Origin of the sequence: Xanthomonas hortorum (assembly GCF_040279205.1) — a bacterium.
GTDB lineage: Bacteria > Pseudomonadota > Gammaproteobacteria > Xanthomonadales > Xanthomonadaceae > Xanthomonas > Xanthomonas hortorum_F.
Map to the genome: position 1 here is coordinate 1 of NZ_JBEOLS010000091.1, position 12450 is coordinate 12450.

At 65.3% G+C, this 12450-nt stretch carries 9 protein-coding genes; 3 read left to right on the forward strand and 6 right to left on the reverse strand.

Annotated elements, in window-relative coordinates:
* Nucleotides 1-294: 294 nt before the first annotated feature.
* Together ABS769_RS21425 and ABS769_RS21430 are read right to left on the reverse strand one after the other, a co-directional pair.
* Nucleotides 295-2838 carry an excinuclease ABC subunit UvrA gene (locus ABS769_RS21425; protein ID WP_317063161.1) on the reverse strand — a complete coding sequence of 848 codons (2544 nt, stop codon included), beginning with the start codon at nucleotides 2836-2838 and terminating at the stop codon, nucleotides 295-297.
* Between the two features lie 540 nt (nucleotides 2839-3378).
* Complete coding sequence (locus tag ABS769_RS21430) at nucleotides 3379-4017, reverse strand: HD domain-containing protein (protein WP_317063160.1); 639 nt, start codon at nucleotides 4015-4017, stop codon at nucleotides 3379-3381.
* Between the two features lie 146 nt (nucleotides 4018-4163).
* Here ABS769_RS21430 and ABS769_RS21435 point away from each other — a divergent pair, with 146 nt between their 5' ends.
* Nucleotides 4164-4910, forward strand: coding sequence for an EAL domain-containing protein (locus tag ABS769_RS21435; protein ID WP_317063159.1), 747 nt, complete (start codon nucleotides 4164-4166; stop codon nucleotides 4908-4910).
* Between the two features lie 200 nt (nucleotides 4911-5110).
* On the opposite strand, the gene ABS769_RS21440 is transcribed toward ABS769_RS21435, so the two are convergent.
* The 3 genes from ABS769_RS21440 to ABS769_RS21450 all read right to left on the reverse strand — a co-directional run bounded on the left by ABS769_RS21440 (nucleotide 5111) and on the right by ABS769_RS21450 (nucleotide 7964).
* The gene (locus ABS769_RS21440; protein ID WP_074056899.1) at nucleotides 5111-5416 is read right to left on the reverse strand and encodes a UBP-type zinc finger domain-containing protein; all 306 of its coding nucleotides are present in this window, start codon (nucleotides 5414-5416) and stop codon (nucleotides 5111-5113) included.
* Nucleotides 5413-7122 (reverse strand): FAD-dependent oxidoreductase, encoded by a 1710-nt coding sequence (locus ABS769_RS21445; RefSeq protein ID WP_350498280.1) that lies wholly within the window; start codon nucleotides 7120-7122, stop codon nucleotides 5413-5415. Before ABS769_RS21445 ends, ABS769_RS21440 begins: the two co-directional genes overlap by 4 nt.
* Nucleotides 7123-7334: 212 nt before the next feature.
* The gene (locus ABS769_RS21450; protein WP_317063157.1) at nucleotides 7335-7964 is read right to left on the reverse strand and encodes an alpha-ketoglutarate-dependent dioxygenase AlkB; all 630 of its coding nucleotides are present in this window, start codon (nucleotides 7962-7964) and stop codon (nucleotides 7335-7337) included.
* Nucleotides 7965-8137: 173 nt separating this feature from the next.
* On the opposite strand from ABS769_RS21450, the gene ABS769_RS21455 reads away from it, so the two are divergent.
* Nucleotides 8138-10492, forward strand: a complete 2355-nt coding sequence (locus ABS769_RS21455) for a GH92 family glycosyl hydrolase (RefSeq protein ID WP_317063156.1) — start codon at nucleotides 8138-8140, stop codon at nucleotides 10490-10492.
* Nucleotide 10493: 1 nt separating this feature from the next.
* On the opposite strand, the gene ABS769_RS21460 is transcribed toward ABS769_RS21455, so the two are convergent.
* On the reverse strand, nucleotides 10494-11201 hold the full coding sequence (locus ABS769_RS21460; protein WP_317063155.1) for a DUF429 domain-containing protein: 708 nt from the start codon (nucleotides 11199-11201) through the stop codon (nucleotides 10494-10496).
* 184 nt (nucleotides 11202-11385) lie between these two features.
* Here ABS769_RS21460 and ABS769_RS21465 point away from each other — a divergent pair, with 184 nt between their 5' ends.
* Nucleotides 11386-12288, forward strand: a complete 903-nt coding sequence (locus ABS769_RS21465) for an SDR family oxidoreductase (RefSeq protein ID WP_317063154.1) — start codon at nucleotides 11386-11388, stop codon at nucleotides 12286-12288.
* Nucleotides 12289-12450: the final 162 nt, after the last annotated feature.

The following is a 12450-nucleotide window of genomic DNA, read 5'->3' on the forward strand; positions in this document are numbered from 1 at the left end:
GCCCACCATCGCGGGACACGCCGCAAGTACGTCCGTGTAGGCTCTTACGCGGCATCCATGCCGCGTAAGGTCCCGCGACGGTGGGCGGGCAAGGGCCAGTGGAGATGGTCGGTGTGCAGGGTTGCGAGCAGTGCATACCGTGGAGCCGTGCGATGCGGTGCGGTCTGATCGGCTCCTTCGATCCGAGCTATTTCGCGGCCCATTCCAGAGATCACTCCAGTGGTCGACGGAGGCGCGTATGGCCGACACGTTGCCGCCATTCCTATAGCATTCGAGGGGGTTTGTTAGATCTTTTTATTCTCCGCGCAACACTTGCGCCAGGAACGGCGCGGTCCGACTTTCACGATGCCGTGCAACCACATCAGGTGTACCCGCCACCACAACATTGCCGCCCGCACCACCGGCGCCCGGCCCCATGTCCAGCACCCAGTCGCTGCTGGCGGCCACGCGCATATCGTGTTCGACCACGATCACCGTATTGCCCGCCGCCACCAGGCCTTGCAGCTGACGCATCAAGGTATCCACGTCGGCCGGATGCAGGCCAGTGGTCGGCTCGTCCAGCACATAGACGGTGTCGCGCCGCTGCGCGCGTTGCAGTTCGGTGGCCAGCTTGATGCGCTGCGCCTCGCCACCGGAGAGTTCGGTGGCCGGCTGGCCGAGACGCAGATAGCCCAGCCCTACTTCGCGCAACACCTGCAACGGACGCAGCACGCTGGTGTCTTCGGCAAAGAATGTGGCGGCTTGGTCCACCGTCATTTCCAACACCTGCGCGATGCTGTGGCCACGCAGTTCGATCTCCAGGGTCTTGGCGTTGTAGCGCGCGCCATGGCAGGTGGGGCATGGTGCGTAGACGCTGGGCATGAACAGCAATTCCACGTGCACCGAGCCTTCGCCTTCGCAGGTGGCGCAGCGGCCCTTGGCGACATTGAACGAAAACTGCCCCGGGTCGTAACGGCGGCGACGCGCGGCCGGCGTGGCGGCGAATAGCTTGCGTACCGGATCGAATAAACCTGTGTAAGTGGCGAGATTCGAACGCGGTGTTCGGCCGATCGGCTTCTGATCCACGCGCACCAGCCGACGTACCTGATCGAGCCCACCGACGATCGCGCCACCCAGCGGCACCTGCGTGCCACGCTCCAGCGGATCGAGCGCTTCGTCTTCCTCTGCCTGCGTTTGCCCAAGATGGGCGGCCAGCAATTCCACCAGCGCCTGGCTCACCAACGACGACTTGCCCGAGCCGGACACACCGGTGACGGTGGTGAACACGCCCAGCGGCAAGTCCACATCCAGTGCGCGCACATTGTTGCGGGTGATGCCGCGCAGCTGCAGCCACCCGGTGGCTGCGCGTGCATGGCTGTGCACCTGCGGCGGCGTGCCGAACAGATAGCGCCGCGTGGACGAGGCGTCCACCTGTTCCAATCCCGCAGGCGGGCCGCTGTAGAGCACCTGCCCGCCATGCACGCCGGCAGCCGGGCCCACATCCACGATCCAGTCCGCATGGCGGATCACATCCACCTCGTGTTCCACCACGAACACCGAATTGCCGGCAGCCTTGAGCTGATCCAGCGCGCCCAGCAATGCCTGCGCATCGGCCGGATGCAGGCCGGCCGAGGGTTCGTCCATCACATACACCACGCCGAACAATTGCGAGCGTATCTGCGTGGCGAGCCGCAGGCGTTGCAGCTCGCCCGGCGACAGCGTGGGCGTGCTGCGCTCCAGGCTGAGATAGCCCAGGCCCAGTGCCTGCACTACCTCGATCCGCGCGCGTAGATCTGCAGCGATGCGTTGCGCGGCGATCGCTTGCTCGGGATGCGTGTCGGCCTGCGTACGCGTGTTATTGCGCTTGCGCTTGCCAGCATCGCCCTCGGCAGCCGGGCGTAACAACTCGGCCACGTCATCCAGTGGCCTGCGCGACAACTCGCCGATATCCAGCCCGGCAAAGGTCACCGACAACGCCTCGCGCCGTAGCCGCTTGCCATCGCACTGCGGGCACTGCGTACTGATCAGATACTGCGCCACGCGCTTTTTCATCTGCGCGCTTTGGGTGGTGGCAAAGGTGTGCAGCACATAGCGCCGCGCACTGGTGAAGGTGCCCATGTAACTGGGTTCTTCCTTGCGGCGCAGCGCGCGCTTGACCTCGTCCAGGCTGTAGCCGGCATACACCGGCACCACCGGTTGCTCGTCGGTGTGGAGAATCCAGTCGCGGGTTTTCTTCGGCAGCGTGTGCCACGGCACGTCGACGTCGTGGCCCAGCGTGGTGAGGATGTCGCGCTGGTTTTGCCCGTGCCAGGCACCGGGCCAGGCGGCCACTGCGCGATCGCGGATGCTCAGTGTGCGATCCAGCACCATGGTCGCTTCGGTGGCGTCGTAGATGCGCGCCAGGCCGTGACAGGTGGGGCATGCACCGGCGGGGGTATTGGGCGAAAACCCGTCCGCATAGATGATCTCCTGCCCCGGCGGATAGTTGCCTGCACGCGAATACAGCATGCGCAAGGAATTGGAGATGGTGGTGACGCTGCCCACCGACGAGCGCGCACTCGGTGCGCCGCGCGCCTGCTGCAAGGCCACTGCCGGCGGCAGGCCTTCGATGGAATCCACTTCCGGCACGCCGACCTGGTCGATCAGGCGCCGCGCATACGGCGAAATCGAATCCAGATAGCGACGTTGCGCCTCGGCAAAAATGGTGCCGAACGCCAGCGACGACTTGCCCGAGCCGGACACTCCGGTGAACACCACCAGCGCATCGCGCGGGATATCCACGTCCACGTTCTTGAGGTTGTGCTCGCGCGCACCGCGCACACGCACCAGGCCAGAGGACGACGAGATTGCGTTGGACATGACCACCAGACCGTCGTTCGACAACGCACTAGCCTAGCGCGGCGCGCATGCAGCCGATGTCGTCGTCGCATCGTAGCGTCGTTTAGATGCAGTCAGATGCTTGGATCAAAAGCCTGGTTAGTCGAAGGCGCGGTGCCCTCACCGCTCGCGGGACACGCCGCAAGTACGTCCATGTAGGCTCGGTGGCGGCATCCATGCCGCCACACGGTCCCGCAATCGGCGAGGACACCGCACCAGGAAGTTGGTCGGTAGTTGAGTAAAAAGCTGGTGGTCTCGCGAATCGCGGCTTGCTGATGAGGGTCGCAGAACTGCAGGTGAGCTAGCGAGTCACAAGCACACCATGCATTGCTTGCAACCCTGCACACCGACCATCCCGACTGGCCCTTGCCCGCTCACCGTCGCGGGACCTTACGCGGCATGGATGCCGCGTAAGAGCCTACATGGACGTACTTGCGGCGTGTCCCGCGATGGTGGGCGGGTAAGGGCCCTGCAGCCAAGCCACAGAAGCGCAGTCCTGTTGCTAGCTGCTCTTCAGCACGATCACCCCAACGCATGCGCCGGCACCGGCTGCTCGCCGGTATCGGCCAATGCCTGCATGCGCGCCACCACGCCACTGAACAACCGCGCAGTGGCGGCATCGCGCGTGCGGAAGATGGCTTCCAGCTCACCGTAGTACCACAGCGTGCCCTCGCGCCCGGCGGTGAACACGTTGAAGATGTCCTGGCCCACGTCCGGGTTTTCCAGGTCCTGCACGATGGTGCGCGCGTTATAGAGCTTGTCGCAGCCGGACACCAGCAGCGCGCGCTCCGGGGTCTTGCGCAGATGCTCCAGGTAGGCCTGCTTGCGCTCGCGCCAATCGCGTTTGCGTGCACGCTCGGTGTTGTCCACTTCGGCCTTGTCTTCGGCAGTGGCGTCGGTACACGCCATCACGATGTCGGCCACGGTATCGCCGAACTGCGCGCGGATCGAGGCCTCATGGCCGCCGCCGCAGTCTTCCACCACATCGTGCAACAGCCCGGCAATGGCCTGCTCCTCATCGCCGCCGCATTCCAGCACCAGCGTGGACACGCCCAGCAAATGGCTCAGATACGGAATTTGCGTGCCCTTGCGCAGCTGCCCGGCATGGGCGATGCGCGCGTAATCCACAGCTAGGGCGTAACGTTCGGTGAGAGCGGTCATGGGGCGTCCGATGCGAGCGATGGCGCATTATCGCCGAGCGCGCCCAGACGCAGGGTGAGGACGCCGCGATGATGTGTGCAGGCTCAATGACACGCTGTTGCGGTCGATAAGGCTAGAGTTTCCCCACGCCGCACGATTGCTCAGCCATGCCGCCCCTTCCCGTTTGCAATGCCTGCCGCGATGGCCAGGACTTCCCCACCGCCATCACCATGGCGTTCCAGCCCATCGTCGATGTATCCACCCGCACGGTCTACGCCGGCGAAGCGCTGGTGCGCGGCGTCAACGGCGAATCGGCCGGCAGCATCCTGGCCGCAGTGGATGAGCGCAACCGCTACGCCTTCGATCAGGCCTGCCGCATCAAGGCGATCGAATGCGCCGCGCAGATCGCGCTGCCGGCCTTGTTGTCGATCAACTTCATGCCCAATGCGGTCTACAACCCCGAGCACTGCCTGCGCGCCACACTCTCGGCCACCGAGCAATACGGCTGGCCGCTGGATGCCATCATTTTCGAAGTCAGCGAGCAGGAGCACCTGGCCGAGCCGGCGCATCTGCTCGACATCATGCGCACCTATCAAGCGCGCGGCCTGAAGACCGCCATCGACGACTTCGGCGCCGGTTATTCCGGGCTCGGCCTGCTCGCCGACTTCCAGCCCGACCTGCTCAAGCTGGATATTGCGCTGGTGCGCGGCATCGACGCCGACCGCAGCCGCCAGGCGATCGTGCGCCACACCACCCGCATGTGCGAAGAACTCGGCATCGCGGTGATTGCCGAAGGCATCGAACACCCCGACGAATACCGCGCCCTGCGCGATATGGGTATCCACCTGCAACAAGGCTATCTGTTCGCCCGCCCGCAGATTGGCGTACTGCCGCAGGTGCACTGGACGGAGTGATTCACGTGTGTGCGAGTGAAGCAAGCGAACCAGCACACCCCATCAGCGGGTGCTACTAGCAATCACCAACGCACAACGCCCCAGCAGGGAAGAAATTAAACGCACGGAATCCGCCGTTGCGATTCCCCAATCCCGATTCCCGAATCCCGGCGGCGGCCAAGCCCTCATCAACGCCTCCGATCAACACCCCGCGCCGCCAATCACACATACCGCGGAATCGGCCCCAGCTGCGGCGTCTGATCCGGCAACGCCACTTCCACCTCGTCCACATAGCACCAGCCCCACCCTTCGGGCGGGTCGTAGCCTTCGATGATGGGGTGGTGTGTGGCGTGGTAATGCGCCGTGGCATGTTTGTGCGGCGAATCATCGCAGCAGCCCACATGACCGCAACTGCGGCACAGGCGCAGATGCACCCAGGTGCTGTCGATGGCCAGGCAGTCTTCGCAGCCACGCGCGCTCGGCGTGACCTCGGCAATCTGACCGGTATGCGTGCAGTGATCACTCATGATGTGGCGGACTCCTGGGTGGCAGTGGCAAGTTCGGACTCGGGCACCGGGTTGGCCTGGTGCGCAAGGTACTGGTGAATCTGCGCCACTACTGCAGCGCCCTCGCCCACTGCGGCCGCCACGCGCTTGACCGAGCCGGCGCGCACGTCGCCGATGGCGAACACGCCCGGGCGATTGGTTTCCAGTGGCAGGCACGCCGGCACACCATCCCCGCGCGTGGTGCCGGTGATGACGAATCCACGCGCATCGGTCTCCACGCACTGCTGCAACCAACCGGTGTTGGGGTCGGCGCCGACAAACAGAAACAGATGCCGCAGCTCCACATGCGTGGTCTGCCCATCCGCGCGCGTGCGCAACACCGCCGCCTGCAGACCGCGCTCCGGGTCGCCTTCCAGTGCGGACACTTCGGTGCCGGTATGCAGTTGCACATTCGGCAACGCAGCGATGCGGTCGATCAGGTATTGCGACATCGACGATTCCAGGCCTTCGCCACGAATGATCAGGTGCAGTTGCTTCACCCGCGGTGCCAGAAACGCCACCGCCTGGCCGGCCGAATTGCCACCGCCCACCAGCGCCACCACCCCGCCCTCGCACAGCCGCGCTTCCACCGGCGAGGCCCAGTACGACACCCCGTGGCCTTCGAAACGGTCCAGCCCTTCGATCTCCGGACGCCGGTAACGCGCACCCGAGGCGATCACCACGGTGCTGGCCAGCAGCTGCTTGCCATCGGCAAGATCCAGCTTCAGCGCACCGTCTTCGCGCCCGCATTCCAGCGTGCCGGCCTCGATCGGGATCGCCAGTTCGGCACCGAATTTCAGCGCCTGGTTATAGGCGCGCCCGGCCAGGGCCTGGCCAGAAATCCCGGTTGGAAAACCCAGATAATTTTCGATGCGTGCCGATGCACCGGCCTGGCCGCCGATGGCGCGCTGGTCCAGCACCATCACCGACAGGCCTTCGGAGGCGGCATACACCGCGGTGGCCAGGCCGGCCGGCCCGGCACCGACAATCGCCACGTCGTAGCGTTTGTCCGGGTCGATCTCCGGCGTCATGCCCAGGCAATGCGCGGCTTCGGTATCGCTGGGCTGGCGCAACACGCGCCCGCTGGGGCACACCATCACCGGCAAATCGTGCTCCTGGATGCCCAACCGCTCGACCAACGCGCGGCCTTCCTCATCGGAGACATCCATCACCGTGTTGGGGTAGCCATTGCGGGTCAAAAAGCCCTGCAAACGGGTCAGATGCGGGTCGTCCGGCTCGCCGATCAACACCGACCCCGAGGCATCGCCTTCGATCAAACCCACGCGGCGCAGGATCAACGCGCGCATCACCACCTCGCCCACTTCCGCCGAGCTGATCAATAAGGCGCGCAAATGTGCGGTGTCGAAGGGCAATGCCAGGCAACCTTCCGGCCCGGCACGTCCGCCGGCCAACGATGCGCGCCCGGCCAGCTGGCTCACCTCACCGGTGAACTGGCCGGGCGTATGCAAGGTGATGGGCTTTTCGTTGCCCAACCCATCGCGGCGCACCACCTCGATGGCGCCTTGCAGCACCACCCACACCGGCGCATGCGCATCTCCGACCTGGAACACGGTCTCGCCCGCATCGAAACGCTGCGCCGGCCCGCTGGCAAAACGCCGCGTGATCGCCAATTGGCCCGAGTCCAGCTCGGGAAACATCTGATGGTGGCGGGTATCGGCCAGGGACATGGAATGGCGACGCTGAGGGGGACTGCATGCAAGCATGGCCAGCCGTGAGGGCGATGGCAATCACCCGAATGCGCAAGACCGGCGATGACACGCGGCACACGCGCACGCGAACAAAGCTGCTGCTGTGCAAGGACATGTGCAGCGTTTGCGCAGGAACCGGGCCAGTGGCGCGCTACCGAACTCAACGCAGCAATCAACCGCAACCGTGCGCACTATGTCTGCGCCGGCTCCCAATGTGGGCCGTGCTGCCCGGCAGCCATGCGCTCGGCCGGGCGCACACGCAACACCACACTGATGCGCTCGCCGACCGCACGGGCCGTCTTGGGAATGCCGTGTTCGTGGGTGACTTGCGAGGCATGGCTCATTGCCAGCAGGCTCCCGGACGCCAGGTCCACACCGATCGCACGCGTGCTGCCGTCCTTTACCCGCAACTGCATCCGGCGCGGCGCACCCAACGAGATCAAGGCAATCGGGTGCGGCGCCAGCAGCGTCTGTAGTTTGTCGTGATGCATTGCCACGCTGTCGCGGCCATCGCGATACAGATTCAGGCCCACTGCGTTGTACGGCGCGGGCAGCACGGCCTGCACTGCCGCGAGCAGCGCGTGCAATGGCAACCCGGGCGGCAGCGGTGCATCCAGCCGATACGAGGCAAGCATGCGCGGCACCGCGACGATGCGGTCGTACATCTCGTGGTGTTGGCTGCGCCAGTCGGTTGCCTCACGCAATGCGGCGAAGCATTCCTGCGCCAGCGAAGGCGTCAGCAGCTGCGGCCAATAGCGCACGCCGCCCTCGGCATCGTGCAGCACCTGCAAGGGCATGGAAGGAGCGTCGAACAGATCCATCTGCGTGATATGCGGGCGGTCTGCGCGATTTCAGCAGCACTGCTTTGAGTTTTTATTCGGCAAACGCGTTGCGTACAAACCAGCGAGCTCAACGATGCAGGCGCACGATGCCACGCGATCAGGCCCGACAGCTGTGCTACGGTCCGGCGCTGCATCCGCTTGGAACCTTCCGCATGCAGCATCGGTCGATCGCCTTGTCTCCTCTGCGCTGGCTGGCGCTGTTTGCCGCCCTCGCCACGTCTGCCGGCATCGCTGCGCCACGCGTTGCAGACGCTGGCTTCCAGGCGGTGGACCCGTTTATCGGCACCGGTGGCGAAGGCCACACCTATCCCGGCGCAACGGCGCCATTCGGCATGGTGCAGTTGAGCCCGGATACGCAGATCAAGCCACGCAAGGAAGCCTACGGCTGGGCCGCCGGTTACCGGCACAGCGACAGCACGATTGTCGGTTTTTCGCATACGCACTTTTCCGGCTCCGGGCATTCGGACCTGGGCGATGTGCTGCTGATGCCGCAAACCGGCGAGGTCAAACTCGAACGCGGCGATATCGCCACACCCGGCAGCGGCTACACCGCGCAGTTCGACCATGCCAGCGAGCAGGCGCAACCCGGCTATTACGCGGTGACCTTGAAAGACCGCAACATCCGCGCCGAACTCACCGCCAGTGCGCGCGTGGGTGTGCATCGCTACACCTTCCCCAAGGGCACGCCGGCGCATGTGCTGGTGGACCTGCGCACCAGCCTGTACGACTACCCGGGCAAGGTGCAGTGGTCGCGGCTGCGCGTGCGCAGCGACGGCACCGTCACCGGCTTTCGCGAAACGCGCGGCTGGGCGCCGGGCCGGCAGTTGTATTTCGCCATGCGTTTTTCGCGCCCACTCACCGCTACCCAACTGCACGACACCGAGCAGGACATCCCGTACAAGGGATTCCCGCCGCCAGGCGAGAAGAACCCCGCACAGCGCGCACAGATCGAAGGCAGGCAACTGGTCGGCGTGTTCGATGTCGCCAACGACGGCACGCCGCTAGTGGTCACCGTGGCGCTGTCGCCGGTGAGCGAAGACGGCGCCATCGCCAATCTGCAGGCCGAAGTACCCGATTTCGATTTCGACCGCGTGCGTGCCGATGCGCGCGCGCAGTGGACACAGGCGCTGTCGGCGATCGATGCGCAAGGCACGCCGCAACAACGCACCCAGCTCTACACCGCGCTGTATCACACCCTGCTCGGCCCCACCCTGTTCATGGACAGCGATGGCCAGTACCGCGGGCCGGACAATGCCGTGCATCAGGCCAAAGGCTGGACCAACTACTCCACTTTCTCGCTGTGGGACACCTACCGCGCCCTGCATCCGCTGCTCACCCTGGTGCAGCCGCCGCAACGCACTAGTGATGTGGTCAATTCACTGCTCGCATCGCGCCGCGAAAGCGCTTACGGCATCCTCCCCGTCTGGGCGTTCCACGGCCTGGAAACCTGGTGCATGATCGGCTACCACGCGGTGCCGGTGATTGCCGACGCCTACATGAAAGGCATCGGCGGCTTCGATGCCAACGAAGCGCTGGAGGCCATGGTCGCCAGCGCCAACTACGGCCCCTACGACGGCATCGCGCAATACCGCGAACTCGGTTATGTGCCCATCGACGAAGAAGGCGAAGCCGCCTCCAAGACGCTGGAATATGCCTTCGACGACTGGACCATCGCGCGCATGGCCGACAAGCTCGGCAAGCCAGCCATCGCCGCAGAATTCAGCAAGCGCGCCAGCAACTGGAAACACGCCTTCGATCCCGCTACCGGCTACATGCGTGCACGCACGCGTGCTGGAAATTTCCGCGAGCCGTTCGATCCATCCGCCAGCGGCTATGGCAGCGACTACACCGAAGGCAATGCCTGGCAATACTCCTGGTATGTGCCGCAGGACGTCGCCGGGCTTGCCGCCGCGCATGGCGGCGACGACAAACTGCTGGCACGTCTGGATGCGGTGTTCAATGCAAAAGTCGACCCCAAGGTATTCGAGCATATGGAAGACATCACCGGCCTGATCGGCTGGTACGCGCACGGCAACGAACCCAGTCACCATGTCGCCTATCTGTACGCCTATGCCGGCCAACCGTGGCGCACCCAGGCGCGGCTGACCCAGATCATGGACACGCAGTACCACGCCGGCCCCGAAGGGCTGGCCGGCAACGACGACCTTGGCCAGATGTCGGCCTGGTATGTGTTCACCACGCTGGGCTTTTATCCGGTGGCACCGGGCAGCAACCAGTACATCCTCGGCCGCCCGTTCCTGCCGCGTGCCACGCTCAAGCTGCCCAATGGCAAGCGCTTCAGCGTGATCGCCGATGGCCTGAGCAAGGCGCGCAGCTACATCGGCAGCGCCACCCTCAACGGCCAGCCGCTGACCCGCGCCTACCTCACGCATGAAGAAATTCAGGCCGGCGGGGAGCTGCGCTTCCGCATGCAGGCCACGCCGAACACGCAATGGGCCACCGACCCCGCACAGCGGCCGTATTCGATGTCCACCCAGACACACTGAGTCAGTAGTGGATGCCCATGCGCAACCCGCAGGCATCCCGCTCCACCACCGCCGGCAAACTGCCGGCGGTGCCTGCGGCAATGCGTTGCGCACTCCAGCAGGCCACCAAGGCATCCAGCACATCGTCCGGCTTGGCCAGCGCACGCGGCACGCGCTCCAGCAATGCGGCGACTTGCCTTGCGCCGTAGTACCGGCCCAGCAAGGCGGCTCGCTGTTGGTGGCCCGCACTGCTCTTCTTTCCCGCCGTCAGGCCCTGCCCGCCAGCGAGCACGGCGAACGACACTTCCGGGTGCACCTCGAATACGCGCTCCGCCCATACCGGATCGGCGCGCAAGGCGCTGTCCCAGTCGCGAATCTTCGACAGCAGCGCAAACGACTGCACGCCAAAGCCACGCTGCCCGTCGTGGTCCAGCACCCGATGCAACGCAGAGGCTTCCACCTGCGTGCTTGCATGCAATATCCCGCGCAGCGGCGCGGCAAAGATGCTGCATGCGCGTCTGCCACCCACAAAGCGCCGCGCCTGCACATCCGCAGCGCGGGGCGCGTGCTCGCTCAAGCCGATCGGAATATCCACGCCGAGCACATCGATGTGGCGCAGTGCGCTCGCCAAGGCGCCAACTGTCGGGTAACAGGCAAATTGCAGCCCATCGTCTGCCTCCCACACCGCCAACCAACCGCTGCCGGCGCCATCGATCCCCACACAGTGCATTGCTGTTCTCCGGTCGTGACGTGCATGCACGGCGCTGCAGCCCTGCTCGCATGCGATCTGCGTGACGCGTTCACATCATGCACAACATTCTTTCACCCGCACGCATCGCGGTGGTTTCCAGACTGCTCTGCATCGGGCCGCAGCACGCTGCGGCCCTGCCATCCCCCAATGCAGGAGCCAGTGCATGTCCAGCACCAAGAACCAGTACGAAATGCAGAACCCGCTCACCCAGTTTCCGCAGCCTAAATTCCCCGAGCAAACCCAGGAAGCGCCAGGCACCATCCATGCATTGCAACCCAAGGCCGACCACGGCGAGCAGAGCTACCGGGGCTTCGGCCGCCTGAAGGGCCGCAAGGCGCTGATCACCGGCGCCGATTCGGGCATCGGCCGCGCCACCGCGATTGCCTATGCACGCGAAGGCGCCGACATCGTGCTGAATTACCTGCCGGAAGAGGAACAGGACGCGGCGGAAGTCGTCAAATTGATCCAGGCCGAAGGCCGCACCGCCATCAGCATCCCCGGCGATCTCAAGGACGAAGCGTTCTGCAATGAACTGGTCGCACGCGCGGTCAAGGAACTTGGCGGACTGGATCTGCTGGTCAACATCGCCGGCAAGCAGACCGCGGTGAAAGACATTGCCGACATCACCACCGAGCAGTTCGACGCCACCTACAAGACCAACGTGTATGCGATGTTCTGGCTATGCAAGGCAGCCATTCCGCATTTGCCGCCGGGCGCATCCATCATCAACACCGGCTCGATCCAGTCCTACCAGCCCTCGGCAACCCTGATCGACTACGCCTCCACCAAGGCCGCCATCGTCAACTTCACCAAGGGCCTGGCCCAGCAGGTCGCCGAAAAGGGCATCCGCGTCAATGCGGTCGCACCCGGACCGGTGTGGACCCCGCTGCAGCCCAGCGGTGGCCAACCGCCGGAGAAGATTCCCGAGTTCGGCTCGGAAACCCCGCTCAAGCGTGCTGGCCAGCCGGTGGAGATGGCGCCGCTGTATGTGATCCTGGCCTCGCAGGAATCCAGCTATGTGACGGGCGAAGTATTCGGTGCCACCGGCGGATTGCTGCTGTCCTGAGCCAACAAGCTGTCCTGAGCCAATACAAAGCGAGCTTCCGCCGTAGCGCCACCAGAGCCTTGGGGGGGGGGGGGGGGGGGGGGGGGGGGGGGGGGGGGGGGGGGGGGGGGGGGGGGGGGGGGGGGGGGGGGGGGGGGGGGGGGGGGGGGGGGGGGGGGGGGG

What these genes read in the sequence shown, in the direction of transcription:
- ABS769_RS21425 (WP_317063161.1), bottom strand. Translation starts at nt 2,838, where the DNA reads ATGTCCAACGCAATCTCGTCGTCCTCTGGCCTGGTGCGTGTGCGCGGT.
- ABS769_RS21430 (WP_317063160.1), bottom strand. Translation starts at nt 4,017, where the DNA reads ATGACCGCTCTCACCGAACGTTACGCCCTAGCTGTGGATTACGCGCGC.
- ABS769_RS21435 (WP_317063159.1), top strand. Translation starts at nt 4,164, where the DNA reads ATGCCGCCCCTTCCCGTTTGCAATGCCTGCCGCGATGGCCAGGACTTC.
- ABS769_RS21440 (WP_074056899.1), bottom strand. Translation starts at nt 5,416, where the DNA reads ATGAGTGATCACTGCACGCATACCGGTCAGATTGCCGAGGTCACGCCG.
- ABS769_RS21445 (WP_350498280.1), bottom strand. Translation starts at nt 7,122, where the DNA reads ATGTCCCTGGCCGATACCCGCCACCATCAGATGTTTCCCGAGCTGGAC.
- ABS769_RS21450 (WP_317063157.1), bottom strand. Translation starts at nt 7,964, where the DNA reads ATGGATCTGTTCGACGCTCCTTCCATGCCCTTGCAGGTGCTGCACGAT.
- ABS769_RS21455 (WP_317063156.1), top strand. Translation starts at nt 8,138, where the DNA reads ATGCAGCATCGGTCGATCGCCTTGTCTCCTCTGCGCTGGCTGGCGCTG.
- ABS769_RS21460 (WP_317063155.1), bottom strand. Translation starts at nt 11,201, where the DNA reads ATGCACTGTGTGGGGATCGATGGCGCCGGCAGCGGTTGGTTGGCGGTG.
- ABS769_RS21465 (WP_317063154.1), top strand. Translation starts at nt 11,386, where the DNA reads ATGTCCAGCACCAAGAACCAGTACGAAATGCAGAACCCGCTCACCCAG.